Here is a 15,902-nt window from a genome sequence, read left to right as displayed (position 1 = left end):
GCAGCACGTGCGAGGCGAACGACCGCAGGGCGGTCTCGTCGATCCCGATCTACTCGCGAATAAAATTTTTTCATTGACTGTTTGGTTTTTTCGCCGCATGTGCAAAGAAGTATTCCAAAAAAGGGGGCATCCATGAGCGCTGACGAGCAGGCACCGACCTCGCAGCTGATCGATCTGTCGGCCGATATCGTGTCGGCCTACGTGTCGAAGAACTCCGTGCCGGTCGGGGAACTGGCAAACCTGATTGCTGCCGTGCACGCCTCGCTCGAGCGCGTCGCCGCGCCCCCGGCGCCCGAGCCCGAGAAGCCCACGCCCCCGGTGCCGATCCGCAAGACCGTCACGCCGGAGCACATCATCAGCCTGGAGGACGGCAAGCCCTACAAGTCGCTCAAGCGGCACCTGACGACCCGTGGACTCACCCCGGATCAGTACCGCCAGAAATGGGGTCTGCCGCCCGACTACCCGATGGTCGCCGCGACCTACGCCGCCCAGCGCTCGGAACTCGCCAAGACCCTCGGCCTCGGCCAGATCCGGCGCGATCGCGCGGCCGCGGCCCGGCTCGCGGCTGCGCAAGGCAGCGACGGCGAGGCGACAGCGGCCCGCCGTGGCCGTCCGCGCAAGGGAGAGTGATGCGACAGCCCGGACGGTCGCGTGCGGGCCTCGTGTGCGGGGGCGGGGTCCGGTGGCCTCCAGGAGGTCCGGCGATCGTTGGCCGATGTCCCGCCTCGATGAACCGTCGTCCGGGGCAGACAGGGCGTGGAAATTCTCCTCTCCCGCGAGCCGGGAGAGGACCTCATCGACCTCGTCGTCGATGACGGGAGCGCAGGCGGAGCCGGAGCGAGGGGTTTGGTTCCGGAAGGAGCTCATCCGGAAGCACCCCACCCTCGCCCTACGGGCTCGCCGTTCTCCCTGAATGGGGGCACGGCCCGCTTCCTGCCGGCCGGGAAGAGGGAGGTCTGCGCCTCCTCGGTCCTGAGCCGCGTTGCGACAACCGCAAGTCCCGGCCCTGCTCGGCCTGGGACAGTCCGCGAGGCGGCAGCGTCGGCAACGAAAAACCCCCGCCGGACGTCGCGCGCCGTGAGCGGCGCCGAATCCGGCGGGGGTTGGAACGACCGTCGCGGTCCCCGGATGAGGTCCGCAGCTCGGTTCGATCGCGTCGTCTCTCGTCTACTTGCGGCGCGCCTTGCGGGCCGCGTAGCGGGCGTCGCGGGCTGCCTTGCGCTCCGCCTCCAGGGCCGCCTCGCGCTCGGCCGCCTCGGCCGCCTCGCGCTCGGCGCGGGCCTTGGCCTCGGCCGCCTCGGCGGCCAGGCGTTCGGCCTCGGCCTGCTTGGCGGCCTCGCGTTCCGCGGCGCGGGCGGCGCGGGCCTCGGCGATCTTCTGGCGCTCCGCCATGCGGGCCTGGACCTCCGGGTCGTCGGCGGCGGGCTTGGCCCGGAACTTCTCCAGCAGGGCCTTCTTCGCGTCCGCGGACGTACTCCGCCGATCGTTGAAGTTCTGGTCCTTGAAGCCGGCCATCGTGTTCGTCTCGTCGTCCTGCGTGCGAAGGCGCGCCTGTCGGTTGAGGGCCGCGCCGGGATCCGTCATGGGTGTCCGGCTCCCGCTTGCGCGCGAGGGGCCGTCGCACGTGCTCTAGCGCCGACAGCGTCCGGTTTCAAAGCCAAAGACGCCGCGGCCACCCAAGTGGGGCCGGAACCTCGGCCGATCGGGGTAAAACGCGGACCTCCGGACAGGGGATTGTCAAGGTTTCTCCGGCACCCTCGCGGGGCAGTGGCGATCTCTCGCCGGAGGAGACCTCATGCGTGCGATCGTCCTCGACGATGCCGAGCTCAACAACCTCCTGATGCTCGAGGCGCTGCGGCCGGTCGTGGATTGCCGGCCGGAGAGCTTCACGCGGCCGGCGGATGCGCTCGCCTTCGCGGCGGCGCATACCGATGAGATCGGCGTCGTCCTGACCGATTACGAGATGCCCGGGATGGACGGCCTCGCAGTCATCCGGGCGTTAAGGGCGCTGCCGGGCTTCGCGCACGTGCCGATCGTGATGGTGACGAGCTTCGACCAGCGCGCCCTGCGCCGGTCCGCCCTGGAGGCCGGCGCGACCGACTTCGTCAACAAGCCCTGCGACCCGGTCGAGATCCGGGCCCGCGTCACCAACCTGCTGGCGCTCCGCCGGGCCCACAAGGCCGAGCAGGCCCACGCCGCCCGGCTGGCGCAAGAGGTCGCCGCCGCGGTGGCCCTGGTCGAGGCGCGCGAGCGCGAGATCGTCACCGTGCTGATGCGCGCGGCCGAGCACCGCGACACCGATACCGGCGACCACGTCGCCCGGGTGGCGAACTACACGAACCTGATCGCCGAGGCGCTGGGCCTGCCGCTCGAGCAGTGCCGGCTGATCAGCCTCGCCTCGACGATGCATGACGTCGGCAAGATCGCGATCCCGGACGCGATCCTGCTCAAGCCCGGTCCGCTGACCTCTGAGGAGCGCCGGGAGATGGAGCGCCACGCCGAGCGCGGCGCCCGCATCCTGGCCAACAGCTCGTCCGACGTGGTGCGGCTCGCCGCCGAGATCGCCGTGAGCCACCACGAGCGCTGGGACGGCGAGGGCTACCCCAACGGCCTGTCCGGCACCGACATCCCGCTCCCCGGCCGCATCGTCGCGGTGGCGGACGTGTTCGACGCCCTGACCAGCGACCGGCCCTACAAGCGCGCCTGGACCCTGGAGGCCACCCACGCCTTCCTGCAGCGGGAGGCCGGGGCGCATTTCGATCCGGCGGTGGTCGAGGCCTTCCTGTCCCGATGGGACGCCGTCGCGGACCTGGTCGGCCAGGCCGTGAGCCGCGCCGCCTGAGGTGTCGAGGCCGTGACAACCGGGATGACGGATGCGCCGGAGGAACCGACCGCCTCGGTCGCGCCTGGACAGAACCGGCGGCTGCGCGCCCGGGTGATCCGCGTGGCGGAGGATCCGCTGCCCGCACCGCACCCCCGGCCCGGGCGGCCGAGCCGGGCCGGGGGAGACCCGGGTTCGAGGACGGCCGGGCCCTCGCTCGGAGATCGCTGGCGCCGGAGCCTGCAGCGCGGCGAGCGCCGCCCGAAGCCCGCCGGCAGTCCCTCTGCCGAGCCTGTCCCGGGCGGGATCGCCCCGGCGGCACGGCCTCCCGCGCCGTCCCGACCGGCGCGCAGCCTCGCGGCCCGCCTCGGCCGGGCGGTGCTCGGCGCGGTGATCGTCGCGCTGGCGGCCGCCGCGGCGCTCGGCGCCTGGTCGGAGGTCGGCCGCTACGCTGCCGACACGCGCCGGGCGCTCACCGGCCTTGCCTCCGTCTTCGCCGCCGCCGCCGCGGGAGCCGCCGCGGCGGACGACGCCGCCGGCGCCCATGCGGCGCTCCGGGCAATCGCCCGCCAGGACGGCATCGTCTATGCCGGGCTGACCCGCCCGGACGGAACGGCGCTCGCCGAGCAGGGGACCGGCCTGCGCCTCGCCGACGACCTCGATCTCGACGAGGAGGGCCTCACGCCGCTGGCCCTCGTGCTGGCCCGCACGGTCAAGGTCAGCGTGCCGGTGGTGGAGAATGCCCGCGTCGTCGGGCGGGTGACCCTGATCGCCGACACCGCCGACCTCGTCGGGCGCCTCGTCGACGTGGTGCGCAACGCTCTGATGGCGGCGGGGCTCGCCATGGCGGTCGGCTTCGCGGTGGCTTGGCGCCTCGGCCGCGCCCTGACCCGGCCGCTCACCGCGCTCGCCCGCACCATGGATGCGGTGCGCGAGAACCACGACTACGCCCGCCGCGCCGTCCTGCCGCCCGGCGCCGAATCCGGCGACGAGGTCGGCCGGCTGGCGACGAGCTTCAACGGCCTCATCGACGCGGTGCGCGAGCGCGACCACCGCCTGGTCGAGCACCAGGCCCGGCTGGAGCAGGAGGTGAGCGACCGCACCCACGACCTCAGCGAGGCCAAGGAGGCAGCGGAGGCCGCCAACAGCGCCAAGTCGTCGTTCCTGGCGACGATGAGCCACGAGATCCGCACGCCGATGAACGGCATGCTGGTCATGGCGGAGCTGCTCGCCGCCGCGGAGCTGCCGGCGCGCCAGCGCCGCTACGCCGAGGTGATCGCCCGCTCAGGCCAGAGCCTGCTCGCGATCATCAACGACATCCTGGACTTCGCCAAGGTCGAGGCCGGCAAGCTCACCTTGGAGCGCATCGCCCTCGACCCTTCCGAGGTCGCCGACACCGTCGTGACCCTGTTCGGCGAGCGGGCCCGGGCCAAGGGGCTGGACCTCGCGGCGGTCGTCGGGCCGGACGTGCCGCGGGCGGTTCACGGCGACCCGGTGCGGCTCGGCCAGGTCCTCGGCAACTTCGTCAACAACGCTCTCAAGTTCACCGAATCCGGCCACGTCCTGGTGCGGCTCGACACCCGGGACCGAGGCGAAACGCTGCGCCTGAGCGTGTCCGACACCGGAATCGGCATCCCGGCCGAGACCCTGCCGACGATCTTCTCCGCCTTCTCGCAGGCGGACGGCTCGACGACCCGGCGCTTCGGCGGCACCGGCCTCGGCCTGTCGATCGCCGAGCGGCTCGTCGCCGCCATGGGCGGGCGGATCGGGGTCGAGAGCGAGGTCGGCCGCGGCTCGACCTTCTGGGCCGAGATCCCGCTCGACGTCCTCGCCGCGGCGGAGCCGGTGCTGCGGCAGGGAGGGATCGTTCCTGCGGTGGCCGTCGCAATCTCGGGATCCGCGACGCGGCTCGCCCTCACGGAAGGCCTCCTCGCCGCCGGCTTCGCGCCGGGGGAGACCGGGCAGGGCGCGCACCACTTCGTCGAGGCCTTCGATCTTGCCCGCATCGGGCGCCGCCCGGCCGGGGCCGGCCGGGTCGTCGCCATCGCACCGATGGGTGAGCCGAGCGGGGCCGCCGTTCTCTCGTCCGGCCTCGCCGATGCCCTGCTGCGCTGGCCCCTCGCGCAAGGAGAGTGGCGCCCGGCGCTCGCGGCGCTGGCGACGGGCAAGACCTTCGCGGGCATCGGCGCCGAGGCCGGACCGGTCGTGGCCCTGCCGCGCTTCCCGGCCGCGCGGGTACTGGTGGCGGACGACAACCCGGTCAACCGCGAGGTCGCTGTCGAGGCTCTTGGTCGCCTCGGCGTGACCCGGGTCGTCACGGTGGAGGACGGCTTCCGGGCGCTCGACGTGGCGCGCGAGGGCGGGTTCGACCTGATCCTGATGGACGGCTCGATGCCGGGCCTCGACGGCTTCGACGCCGCCCGGGCCATCCGGCAATGGGAGGCCGCGCAGGGAGCGGCCCGCATCCCCATCGTGGCGTCGACCGCCCACGTCGTCGGCACCGCAGCCGAAGCCTGGCGCGAGGCCGGGATGGACGGTGTGCTGGCCAAGCCCTTCACCCTGGCCGACCTCGCCCGCACGCTGGCGGCGGCCCTGGGAACGGGCGGAGAAGCGGGGACGATCGGGGGTATCGAGGGGGCACGGGGGACGGATGCTCCGATGCCGGCCGCGCTCCTCGAGCCCGACACCCTGGCCGGGCTCGCCGAGATGGCCGAGGGCTCCGGCTCGGCCTTCGTCGGGCGGGTGCTCGGGCTGTTCGCCGCACACGGGCCCGACGGCCTGGCGACCCTGCGGGCGGCGGCCGACGCCGAGGCGGCGGGCCGGGCGGCCCACGGGCTCAAGTCGATGAGTCTCAATGTCGGTGCCGCGGCGCTCGCCGGGCACCTGCGGGAGATCGAGCACGCGGCCCGGGTCGAGGGGCGGGTGCCGGACGAGGCGACCCTGGCACCGCTCGACGGCCTGCTCACCGCCAGCATCGCGGCGCTCTACGGGCATTTCGGGATGGACACTCCCGCGCCCGCGCTGCGCGACGCCGCCTGATGCTCGAGAGGGCCGTCGTCGCGGGCGACCGGACCCAGCCAGCCCCTCGCGGCGTTACTGTCGTCAGCCACGGCCACGCTCGCCGGGCGACGGGAGTCTCGGAGATATGGCCCACGAGAGCAGCGGCGCGATCTACACCGCCGCCGGCGCCAACCTGGCGATCGCCGCCGCGAAGTTCGTCGGCGCCTTCCTCACCGGCAGCAGCGCCATGCTGGCCGAGGGTGTCCACTCGGTGGTCGATACCGCCAACCAGCTCCTGCTGCTCGTCGGCCTGAAGCGGGCGGGGAAGCCGGCGGATGCCCGCTTCCCGTTCGGCTACGGCCGCGAGGTCTACTTCTACGCCTTCCTGGTAGCCCTGCTGATCTTCCTCGGCGGCGGTGCTTTCGCGGTCTACGAGGGCGTGCACAAGCTGCAGCACCCCGAGCCCGCCGCCGACGCCGTGATCCTCGGGCGGACCATCCCGGGATTCACCGTCAATCTGGCGATCCTCGGCTTCGCGGTCCTGGCCGAAGGCTTCTCGTGCTTCGTCGCCCTCAAGGCGTTCTGGGGCGAGAAGGGCAAGCTGCCGCCGATCACCGCGATCCGCCGCAGCAAGGACCCGGCCCTGTTCACCGTGCTGGTCGAGGACGTGGCGGCGCTCATCGGCCTCGTCGTGGCTCTGGCCGGCGTGATCCTGGCGGAGACGCTGGACCAGCCCGCCTTCGACGGCATCGCCTCGATCGTGATCGGCCTGATCCTGATCGGCATGGCGATCTTCCTGATGATCGAGACCCACGGCCTGCTCGTCGGCGAGGCGGCGGAGCCCGAGCTGGTCGCCGGCCTCCACGAGATCGTGCGGTCCGAGCCGGGGGTGCAGCACGTCAACGAGGTGCTGACGCAGCACCTCGGGCCCGCCGACGTCCTGGTCAATGTCAGCCTCGACATCGACGACGGACTCACCGGCGGCGAGATCGAGCGGCTCGTCGGCCATCTGGAGACCCGGATGAAGGGCTTGAGCCCCAAGGTCCGGCGCGTCTTCATCGAGATCCAGGCCCGGCACGACGCGGCCGCCCGGCGGCCGGACAGGGTGGCCTGATCCCGCGCCGGCCCATCACCCCACATCGCCCAAGTCCGGATCGCCCGACCGCCACCGGCGGTCGGATCCGCGCCGGAGCTGCCGCCGTGGCTCTTCACTCAAAAGCCGGCTCCCGATAGACTTTTATGCAATTATCGGCAACGTGAAATCGGAAATTGCAACCTTGAGTATATTCAGCTTGATTGAATCACGGTGAAATCCACAGGAACTACCTGATTTGACCCCTGCGTTGCTGCTACCAGCTTGCGGCAGGGCATAAGACTTGCCACCAAGTCTCAGGGACCGGGTGATCGCGCATGCGGACTTGGTGCGTGACGGCCCTCAAGAAGACCGAGCGGCGGCGCGGCGCCGGACCGGCCCGCTGCAACGCCTCCGTCCATCACACTCGCGAAGCGGAAACCCTATGATGTCAGACGTGGATACTCAGGATCAGGAGCCGGGCGAACTCGTCATGCTCACGGCCGATATCGTGTCGGCCTACGTGTCGAAGAACTCGGTGCCGGTCGGGGATCTCGGCAGCCTGATCGCCGCCGTGCATGCCTCGCTCGAGCGCGTCGCCGCGCCCCCGGCGCCCGAGCCCGAGAAGCCCACGCCCCCGGTGCCGATTCGTAAGACCGTCACGCCGGATTACATCATCAGCCTGGAGGACGGTAAGCCCTACAAGTCGCTCAAGCGGCATCTCACCACCCGCGGTCTCTCGCCCGAGCAGTATCGCCAGAAGTGGGGCCTGCCGCACGACTACCCGATGGTCGCCGCGACCTACGCCGCCCAGCGTTCCGAACTCGCCAAGAGCTCGGGCCTCGGCCAGCAGCGCAAGAACCGCGGTCGGTAAGGGCTCCGACGCTCACCCGTCATCGGGCACAAGTCACCTCTCCCCGCCGGTGGGGAGAGGGCGTGGACGCGACTCGATGCGCGAGTGCCTGTTTCGCTGAGCTGAATTGACACCCGTCAAGTCGTTCCGGGGCAGTGTTAGGGAGCCCGGAATCCAGACGTGCAGGTGAATCAGAACGAAGCGGACAAAGATCCGCTTGTTTCTGAACCATCAGCGGCTCTGGAATCGCGATGGAGGATTTCAAGTCGCGTCTTTCGAGTTGAATCCGTCGATCGCGTCGGACGGGCTTCTCATCGGCGAATTGTCTACCTCGGGCCGCCCTCAGGCGGCGTCCGGATCCCGCGGCGCGGCCGGGGCGAACAGGTCCTCGGGCGGATCGACGATGATCCGGCGGCCGACGATGTCGATCTCCGGCACGAAGGCCCTGGTGAAGGGCAGGAGGGCCGGGCTGCCGCCGGCGGCCGGCGCGATCTCCAAGAGGTCGCCGCCGCCGTAATTCGGCACCGCCCGCACCGTGCCGAGGGGAGTGCCGGCGCGGTCCACCACCGCGAGCCCGACGAGGTCGGCGGCGAAGAACTCGTCCTCCTCCTCCGCAGCCCCGAGGCGGTCGCGCGCGACGTAGAGGGCGAGCCGGTTCAGGCTCTCGGCCCCGTTGCGGCCTGAGACGCCGGCGACCCGGGCGATCAGCATGTCGGGAGCGCCCGCGGCCGGGCGCAACGAGGCGATCTCGATCGTGCGTCCGTCGGCCCCGGTCAGCGGGCCGTAGGACCCGATCGCCACCGGGTCGGCGGTGTAGGATTTCAGCCGCACCTCGCCGTTGAGGCCGTGGGCGCGACCGAACTCGCCCAGCAGCACGAACCCGGGATCGGTGGCGATCCCGGCCTCGCTGCGTGCGGGCGTCAGGCTGGCGCGCTGCGGCGCCGGCGTGCCTGCGCCCCGGCGCGGATCGGAGCCCCCGTGGGCAGGACCCGAAGGGGCCCGGCCGCGCGGGGGACGGGCGTCGGGGCGACGCGCCACGGTCGCGCTTACTCGGCCGAGTCGGCGGCGGCGCCGGCCTTCTCGGCGCGGGCGGCGGCGCGCTCCTTGGCCTTGGTGCCGGGCTCGGCCTTCTGCGGGTTGTTGCGGGTCGGGCGCTTGGCGAGGCCGGCGGCGTCGAGGAAGCGCAGGACACGGTCGGTCGGCTGGGCGCCCTTGGCGAGCCAGGCCTGGACCTTCTCGGTCTCGAGGATCACGCGGGCCGGATCGTCCTTCGGCTTCATCGGGTCGTAGGCGCCGACCTTCTCGATGAAGCGGCCGTCGCGGGGCGCGCGGGCGTCGGCGACGACGATGCGGTAGTACGGGCGCTTCTTGGCGCCGCCGCGGGTCAGGCGAATCTTGAGGGACATGGGTCTCTTCCTGTTGAGGGGTTCGAGGATCGTTCGACGATGCGGGCGGGGGACCCTGGCGGATCCGGTGCCGCCTACTTCTTCTTGCCGAAGGGAAGGCCGCCGAGGCCGGGCAGGCCCGGGAGCTTGGCCCCGAGGCCCGGAAGGGCGGGAGCGGCGGGGGGCGCCTTGCCGGCAGGGCCGGCCGGCGCCTTGGGACCGCCGAGGCCGGGGGGCATCGGCGGAAGGGTGGTGCCCGGAGGCAGGGACTTCTGCAGCTCGGCCAGCATCTCGGGGGTGGGCTGGGGCATGCCGCCCATCATCTTACCTAATCCGCCCATTCCCCCGCCGCCGAGGCCGAACATGTTGCCGAGCGCCTGGCCGATGCCGCGCTTGCCCGAGCCCATGGCCTTCATCATGTCGGCCATGGTGCGGTGCATCTTGAGGAGCTTGTTGATCTCCGAGACGTCGACGCCGGCGCCCTTCGCCACGCGCTTCTTGCGCGAGGCCTTGAGCACGTCGGGGTTGCGGCGCTCCTCGGGGGTCATCGACGAGATGATAGCGCGCTGGCGCTTGAACATCTTCTCGTCGAGGTTGGCGCCCTCGACCTGCTTCTTGATCTGGCCCATGCCGGGCAGCATGCCCATCAAGCCGCCGATGCCGCCCATCTTCTCCATCTGGGCGAGCTGCATCGACAGGTCGTCGAGGTCGAACTTGCCCTTGCGCATCTTCTCGGCGACACGAAGGGCCTGTTCCTGGTCGATGGTCTCGGCCGCCTTCTCGACGAGCGAGACGATGTCGCCCATGCCGAGGATGCGGTTGGCGACGCGGGCCGGATGGAACTCCTCGAGCGCGTCGACCTTCTCGCCGGTGCCGACGAGCTTGATCGGCTTGCCGGTGACCGCCCGCATCGAGAGCGCCGCGCCGCCGCGCGAATCGCCGTCCATGCGGGTGAGCACGATGCCGGTGACGCCGAGCCGCCCGTCGAAGGCGCGGGCGGTATTGACCGCGTCCTGGCCGGTCAGCGCGTCGGCGACGAGCAGCACCTCGTGCGGGCTGGTGGCCGCCTTGACGTCGGCGGCCTCCTGCATCAGCGCCTCGTCGAGGGTGACGCGGCCGGCGGTGTCGAGCATCACCACGTCGAAGCCGCCCAGGCGGGCGGCCTCCATGGCGCGCCTGGCGATCTGCACCGCCGACTGACCGGCGACGATCGGCAGCGACTCGACCCCGACCTGCTTCGCCAGCACCGCCAGCTGCTCCATCGCGGCCGGGCGGCGGGTGTCGAGGGAGGCGAGGAGCACCCGGCGCTTGTCGCGCTGGGTCAGGCGCCGGGCGATCTTCGCCGTGGTGGTGGTCTTGCCCGAGCCTTGCAGGCCGACCATCAGGATGCCGACCGGAGCCGGCGCGTTGAGGTCGATGATGCCGGCCTCGCCGCCGAGCATCGCCACGAGCTGGTCGTTGACGATCTTCACGACCATCTGGCCGGGCGTCACCGACTTCAGCACCACGGCGCCGACGGCCTGCTCGCGCACCTTCTCGGTGAAGGAGCGCACGACCTCGAGGGCCACGTCCGCCTCCAGCAGGGCGCGACGCACCTCGCGCAGGGCGGCGGTGACGTCGGCCTCGGTCAGGGCGCCGCGGCGTGTCAGCCCGGACAGGATGCCGGAGAGGCGATCGGAGAGGCCTTCGAACATGCGCGTCAGTCTCCGGGGATTACTCGTTCACGCCCGCGGAGGCGGCGCGCCGGGCCTGCAAGGCGCCCTCGAAGTGGTTGAGCGCCCGCTCGAACTTGTCGCGGCAATCGGGATTGCAGAAGCCCACGACCGCGCCGTTGTAGAGCGTCAGCGAATCGGCCGCGATCGGCTTGCCCGACCAGGGGCAGAGCTCGTTCACCGCGTCCTCGATGCGCAACGGCGCGTGGTCGGTCCTGGTCATCCGGTCTCCTGCGCGCCGCCCCTTACGGGCAGCGGGTGGGTCGGTCGCGCGCAACGCCGTTCGCGCCCGAGGGCGCATCGCGCTGTCGGGCGTTGACCTCCGGCCTCATGGGCCGGTCGGCGTCGAGACGAGACCTCGTCCTGAGAGGCCGGGGCCTATCGCCCTGCGCGGGTGATGTCAATGTCCGATCTCCGGCGCGCCCGCATCGGGGCGACATTTACGGCTTCTTAACCATGCGAGAGGTTAAACTGAGGACAAGATTCGCAGGAGATGCGGCGTGTCCGAACCGGCCTTGAAGACGCAGACCACCGCCTCGCGGCAGCCCTCGGGCCCGCTGCAGGACTGGCTGGCGACCCTGTCGCGGATCGACGCCGCCGACCAGGCCCGCGCCGCGCCCGCGCCCTCACAGCGCCGGCCGGCCGAGACCCCGCCGGCCTGGGAGCCCCGGATCGTCGTCCCGAACGAGCCGGCTCCCTTGCCGGAGGCCGAGGCCCCGCCGGCGGCCGGCGCGGAGCCGGACGACCTCGCCGCGCTGATGGCCGAGAACATGATGCTCAAGGCCCGGCTGCGTCAGGAGCACGGGCGCTACGACGAGTTGCAGGCCATGCTGGCCGACGAGCTGCGCTCCCTGCGCGCCCACGTGCAGAACGAGGTCGACAGGGCCGAGGAGCTGCGTGCCGAGCGCGACCTGTGGATGGCCCGGGCCGAGGCCCTGGCCCAGCCGCTGTTCCAGCCTCGGCGCTGAACGCCGCGGGCGCTCAGGCCTGAAGCGCCCGACCCAACCGACACCCTGCGTAGACGTGACGCCCCGGCATCGACGCATCGATGCCGGGGCGCTTCGTGTTCGGGCGCCGTGATCGGGCGCGAGGTCCTTGGTGCAGGGGCCGGTTCCAGGGAGGCGACGCGCACCAGGAGCCCCCTGCGCGCGTCGCGGGTCAGGCCCGCTTCGCCCGGTCGGCGTCGATGACCTCGCCGTAGATGACGGCCAGCTCCTCCGCCTGCTGGTTCGCTGTCCGGATCGGGGCGTTGTCATCGGGCGAGCGCAGGTGGATCGCCGGATTGTCGTCGATGAACCGGAGCGCGGCCAGGAGCCCGGCCTCGTCCGCGACGTCGACGATGTAGCCGTTCCGGCCCTCGACGACGCAATCGGCCACCGCCCCCCGGTTCGAGGCGACGACCCAGCAGCCGGAGGCGATCGCCTCCCGGGTCACCAGGCCGTAGCTCTCCGGCCAGACCGACGGAGCCAGCAGCACATCGATATGGGCATAGAGGCCGCCGACGCTCGATTGCGGGAACTTGCCCCGGATCTCGACCGGGACGCTGCCCCACTCCTCCGTCACCCGCTCGTTCGGATGCATGGCGTGGTCGATCAGCAGCAGGCTGATGTTCTTGAACGGTTCGTTGAACAGCACGTTGCGGATCAGGCCGTAGCCCTTGTGGTCGGCCAGCCCCCCGATGAAGCCGAGGCGGACCCGGCCGGTCGGGCTCGCGGTCCGGATGACCTTGGGCAGGCGCGACACGCCGTTCTCCACCACCTCGATCTCCGAGAGGCCGACGCTGCGGCACAGCGCGCCGAAGGGGTGCGACACGGTCAGCACCCGTGTGGCGCCCCTGATGCAGCGCAAGAGCGTCCTGGCGCGGGCATAGCCCTCGCCCATGAAGGCGTCGAGGGACGCCTTGCCGCTGAAATCGTAGGTCTCGACGGCGCGGTTGCCGTCGATCAGGAACTGATGCGGCGAGATCCACCAGCCGTCATGCATGGTGATCAGGTAGGGGATGCGGCGCCGGATCGCCGCGGTGACGCAGCTCGTGGTCAGCCGCTGGATGCAGTGGAAGTGGATCAGGTCCGGCTCGATCCGGTCGAGGACGCGGTCGAAGACGCGCCCCATCTCGGGATCCTCGACGACGTTGTCGATGGCGGGGTGGTTGGCAGCGGTGATGCAGTACACCCGCACGCCGTCGCGGATGTACCAGTCGAGGGCGTAGGGGGTCGGTCCGCCCTCGAGGGTGCAGATCACGTCGATCTGCCACTCGGGCCCCAGGATCGCGCGCAGCGAGCGGACATTGTCGTAGACGACCCGGGTCGCGCCGCCGATGGCCTGCGGCGGGTAGAACACGTTGACGATGACGAGCTTCCGGCGGGGGGCGAGCTGGCGCGCCGTCGTGCGCTCGATGATCTCGGACAGCCGGCCTGCCTGCCGCTCCAGCCCGTAGGTCTCGAGCACGGCGCGCTTGGCCGCCTCGCCGATCCGGCGCCGGTCGTCCCGGGACCGGACCAGACGGTCGAGGGCGGCGTAGAACGCCTCGCTCGTCTCGCACAGGAAGCCGGTCTCGCCCTCGACGATCACCTCGCGGTGGGTCTGCGTGCTGCTCACCACGGACGGAATGCCGAACATCGCGGCCTCCATCCACTTGATCTCGCTCTTGCAGTCGTTGAACGTGTCCGACACCAGCACCGAGAGGTTGATGTCGGCCTCGTGCAGCAGGTCCCAGTAGGAAGCGACGTTGGCGATCGGTCGCGAGGCGATGATGTGCTTCGCCCAAGGCCGCAGCCGCTCCGAGACCGTGATCTCGCCGACGACCACGACGCGGACGCGGTCGCCGTGGGTCTCGAACAGGCGCGCCAGCGCCGGCTCGATGAGCTGCTCGAAGTCGAGCTTGTGGGCCTTGGTGCCGGAGCCGTAGAAGACCGTGACGATGTCACCGTGCGCGCTCGCCTGTCCTTGCATGCTGACGAGGTGGGCGCTGCTGAGCGCGTTCGGCTGGTGGAACACGGTCCCGGTCCGGACCCGGCGCTCAAGGTGACGGGCGAGGCTCGGCGTTGAGGCCATGCCGTAGTCGCACGCGGCGGCGGCTTCGGCGAACAGGCTGACGCCGCAGGCCATCGATGCGTGCTGGCGCGCGTCGATCAGGCCGGCATAGGTGTCGAGCGCCGGAGGGAAATACTCCGGATCGAACACCAGGTCATCGATGTCATAGATCGTCACGATGCCGAGCTCGGAGGTCTTCGTGATCGCATCGATGACGTTCGGAAATGCCGGAACGCGGTAGAAGATCGTGTAATCGATCTTCGTGAGATCAGACATATATTTGTCGTGATCTTTTGTATAATCGTAGACGGCGACCTCGTAGCCAGCCGCGGCGAGCTGCTCGGCGCGCTGCTCGACCCGGTAGAACCGGCACTGCGGCAGGTCGCAATTGGCGTAGAGCGCGACGCGGCGGACGCGGCCCGCCCCGGGCGGCCGCTCCTCGTCCCGCATCAGGCTCCGCGCGGCCTCGGTCACGAGGGCTCTGGCCTCGTCGTAGCCCGACAGCAGGGCGACGTCCGCGCTCTTCTCCCAGACGTCGTAGAAGAACTTCTCCTGCAACTCGCGCAGCCGGCGGCGGAGGCCGACATCGCCCGGATATTTCTCCACGCCCGCCGCCATGGCGCGCATCGCGGCCTTCGGCTCGCCGAGTTCCAGCAGGCCCTGGGCCAGGTGGAGGAAGGTCCACTCGTTGCTGCAGCCGAGCGCGACGACGTCTCGGCGCAGGTCGGTGGCCAGGGCGAGGTTGCCGCCGCGATGGATCAGGTCCGCCCGGTGATTGAGACCGCGCGGGTGCGTGGGGGCGTGGCGCAGGGCGCGCGCGTACAGCTCGGCGGCCTCGACGCTCCGGCCCTGCGTCGCGAGCGCGTCGGCCGCATCGATGAAGAAGCCCGCGACCTCGGGGTCGTCCAGATCCCGCTTCCACTCGAGCAGGTCGCGCATGACCCGGCTCGGCGTCACCGGCTCCGCCTGGTCGGCCTCCCGCCCGACCGTCGCCGCGACGAAGGATTCGACGGCCCGCGGCAGCTTCGCCCCGTGGCGCAGATGCGCGAGCACTCTCAGATTCGGCCAGCGCGGCTCGTCCGCGCCGCTCCTCAACCAAAGCGCGTAGCGCTCCCGTCGCGACGATCCGCTCCCGGGACCGTCGGCCCCGTACTCGGCGCGGAAGAAGTCGTCGTCGAAGACGCCGTCGGGCGAGATGTCGAATTGCTCGTACTGGCCAATCTCACAGAAGTGCCGAATGCACTCGGCCCTGTTCAGAAATTTTCCGCTTCCCTTTAGATATTTATAGTAATAGAAATTATGATCAAAATATTTAGAAAAATAAGGAATGTTGATGTTGCTGGTCTTTGCAATTTCTTCTTCGTTGAAATAGACTAGCTGGTCCTCAGACGGCCGCAGCTTCTGCTTGACGGTGGCGACCGCCTCCTCGACGCTTGCGTCGCGCGGGATCGTCACCCCGTAGAGCTGCGAGATGAAATCGGCATCGAAGAACAGGGGCTTGTAGTTGCGCTTCTCCGCGCGACCGTGCTCCGAATAATGGTTCAGGCGGCCGGCATTCGACGTGATGATGCGAGCCACGTCCGGATTGCAGGCGACGTAGCTCGCGAGGTTGAACCCCCGGGGGAGGGCGGATCCGCCGCGGGCCGCACCGGACGCGGCGTCGGCGTAGGGCCGGCCCTCCGCCCTGCCATGCTCGACGTAGTGGAGGACCGCCTGAAAATCCCACTTGATCGCGGCCGCGACGTCCGGGTTCAGCTTCAAATACGTTTCGACGTCGAAATCTTTCGGCAGCTTGCCGCTGGAGATCGCAGAATCTCGCGCGAGCGCTTCGTTGGCGAAGCGGCCCTCGGCTCGACCGAACTCCTCCCAATGCTTGAAGACCTCGCGATCGGAAGCACCGCTCATGTCTGCATAGTAATTTCGATAAAATTTTACATCGAGCCCTTCGCCCTTCTTGCGGGATCCGAGTCGCGGTAGCTTGAATAAATTCATGTCGGTCCCCGTCGTTGCTGATCGCGCCGCGAAA

At 70.5% G+C, this 15,902-nt stretch carries 12 protein-coding genes; 6 read left to right on the top strand and 6 right to left on the bottom strand.

All coding sequences use genetic code 11. From position 1 onward, the window contains the following. Positions 1-132 precede the first annotated feature (132 nt). Positions 133-630: a Ros/MucR family transcriptional regulator gene (locus MFF64_RS25065; RefSeq protein WP_099907616.1), complete on the top strand. Its 498-nt coding sequence runs from the start codon at positions 133-135 to the stop codon at positions 628-630. A 537-nt stretch (positions 631-1,167) separates the two neighbouring features. On the opposite strand, the gene MFF64_RS25060 is transcribed toward MFF64_RS25065, so the two are convergent. Beyond that, positions 1,168-1,515 (bottom strand): DUF6481 family protein, encoded by a 348-nt coding sequence (locus MFF64_RS25060; protein ID WP_099907623.1) that lies wholly within the window; start codon positions 1,513-1,515, stop codon positions 1,168-1,170. 280 nt (positions 1,516-1,795) lie between these two features. On the opposite strand from MFF64_RS25060, the gene MFF64_RS25055 reads away from it, so the two are divergent. The 4 genes from MFF64_RS25055 (at position 1,796) to MFF64_RS25040 (ending at position 7,767) form a co-directional block, all read left to right on the top strand. Continuing rightward, positions 1,796-2,842 carry an HD-GYP domain-containing protein gene (locus MFF64_RS25055; protein ID WP_099907618.1) on the top strand — a complete coding sequence of 349 codons (1,047 nt, stop codon included), beginning with the start codon at positions 1,796-1,798 and terminating at the stop codon, positions 2,840-2,842. A gap of 24 nt (positions 2,843-2,866) precedes the next feature. Next, positions 2,867-5,860, top strand: a complete 2,994-nt coding sequence (locus MFF64_RS25050; protein WP_099907620.1) for a hybrid sensor histidine kinase/response regulator — start codon at positions 2,867-2,869, stop codon at positions 5,858-5,860. Positions 5,861-5,966: 106 nt separating this feature from the next. Next, a complete protein-coding gene (locus MFF64_RS25045) occupies positions 5,967-6,935 on the top strand; it encodes a cation diffusion facilitator family transporter (RefSeq protein ID WP_099907622.1) in 969 nt (322 codons plus the stop codon). A gap of 406 nt (positions 6,936-7,341) precedes the next feature. Continuing rightward, positions 7,342-7,767: a Ros/MucR family transcriptional regulator gene (locus tag MFF64_RS25040; RefSeq protein WP_238192725.1), complete on the top strand. Its 426-nt coding sequence runs from the start codon at positions 7,342-7,344 to the stop codon at positions 7,765-7,767. A gap of 321 nt (positions 7,768-8,088) precedes the next feature. On the opposite strand, the gene rimM is transcribed toward MFF64_RS25040, so the two are convergent. The 4 genes from rimM to MFF64_RS25020 all read right to left on the bottom strand — a co-directional run bounded on the left by rimM (position 8,089) and on the right by MFF64_RS25020 (position 11,066). After that, a complete protein-coding gene (gene rimM, locus MFF64_RS25035) occupies positions 8,089-8,784 on the bottom strand; it encodes a ribosome maturation factor RimM (RefSeq protein ID WP_438823097.1) in 696 nt (231 codons plus the stop codon). 8 nt (positions 8,785-8,792) lie between these two features. Next, positions 8,793-9,152: a 30S ribosomal protein S16 gene (rpsP, locus tag MFF64_RS25030; protein WP_048449108.1), complete on the bottom strand. Its 360-nt coding sequence runs from the start codon at positions 9,150-9,152 to the stop codon at positions 8,793-8,795. Between the two features lie 74 nt (positions 9,153-9,226). Next, complete coding sequence (gene ffh, locus MFF64_RS25025) at positions 9,227-10,825, bottom strand: signal recognition particle protein (protein ID WP_099903001.1); 1,599 nt, start codon at positions 10,823-10,825, stop codon at positions 9,227-9,229. A gap of 19 nt (positions 10,826-10,844) precedes the next feature. Continuing rightward, positions 10,845-11,066 (bottom strand): eL24 family ribosomal protein, encoded by a 222-nt coding sequence (locus MFF64_RS25020; RefSeq protein ID WP_099903004.1) that lies wholly within the window; start codon positions 11,064-11,066, stop codon positions 10,845-10,847. A 277-nt stretch (positions 11,067-11,343) separates the two neighbouring features. On the opposite strand from MFF64_RS25020, the gene MFF64_RS25015 reads away from it, so the two are divergent. Continuing rightward, a complete protein-coding gene (locus tag MFF64_RS25015) occupies positions 11,344-11,811 on the top strand; it encodes a hypothetical protein (protein WP_238192708.1) in 468 nt (155 codons plus the stop codon). Between the two features lie 190 nt (positions 11,812-12,001). Here the strand turns inward: MFF64_RS25015 and MFF64_RS25010 are convergent, their stop codons facing one another. Continuing rightward, on the bottom strand, positions 12,002-15,868 hold the full coding sequence (locus MFF64_RS25010) for a glycosyltransferase (protein WP_238192707.1): 3,867 nt from the start codon (positions 15,866-15,868) through the stop codon (positions 12,002-12,004). Between the last annotated feature and the right edge of the window lie 34 nt (positions 15,869-15,902).

The organism is Methylobacterium frigidaeris, from assembly GCF_022179185.1.
GTDB lineage: Bacteria > Pseudomonadota > Alphaproteobacteria > Rhizobiales > Beijerinckiaceae > Methylobacterium > Methylobacterium frigidaeris.
Note: the sequence above shows the minus strand (reverse complement) of the source record. Positions and strands in the feature narration are given on the sequence as shown.

Bases quoted from the DNA above. Each gene is read 5' to 3' on its own strand.
- MFF64_RS25020 (WP_099903004.1), bottom strand. From the start codon at position 11,066: ATGACCAGGACCGACCACGCGCCGTTGCGCATCGAGGACGCGGTGAAC.
- MFF64_RS25040 (WP_238192725.1), top strand. From the start codon at position 7,342: ATGTCAGACGTGGATACTCAGGATCAGGAGCCGGGCGAACTCGTCATG.
- MFF64_RS25050 (WP_099907620.1), top strand. From the start codon at position 2,867: ATGACGGATGCGCCGGAGGAACCGACCGCCTCGGTCGCGCCTGGACAG.
- MFF64_RS25060 (WP_099907623.1), bottom strand. From the start codon at position 1,515: ATGGCCGGCTTCAAGGACCAGAACTTCAACGATCGGCGGAGTACGTCC.
- rpsP (WP_048449108.1), bottom strand. From the start codon at position 9,152: ATGTCCCTCAAGATTCGCCTGACCCGCGGCGGCGCCAAGAAGCGCCCG.
- MFF64_RS25010 (WP_238192707.1), bottom strand. From the start codon at position 15,868: ATGAATTTATTCAAGCTACCGCGACTCGGATCCCGCAAGAAGGGCGAA.
- MFF64_RS25045 (WP_099907622.1), top strand. From the start codon at position 5,967: ATGGCCCACGAGAGCAGCGGCGCGATCTACACCGCCGCCGGCGCCAAC.
- MFF64_RS25055 (WP_099907618.1), top strand. From the start codon at position 1,796: ATGCGTGCGATCGTCCTCGACGATGCCGAGCTCAACAACCTCCTGATG.
- MFF64_RS25065 (WP_099907616.1), top strand. From the start codon at position 133: ATGAGCGCTGACGAGCAGGCACCGACCTCGCAGCTGATCGATCTGTCG.
- ffh (WP_099903001.1), bottom strand. From the start codon at position 10,825: ATGTTCGAAGGCCTCTCCGATCGCCTCTCCGGCATCCTGTCCGGGCTG.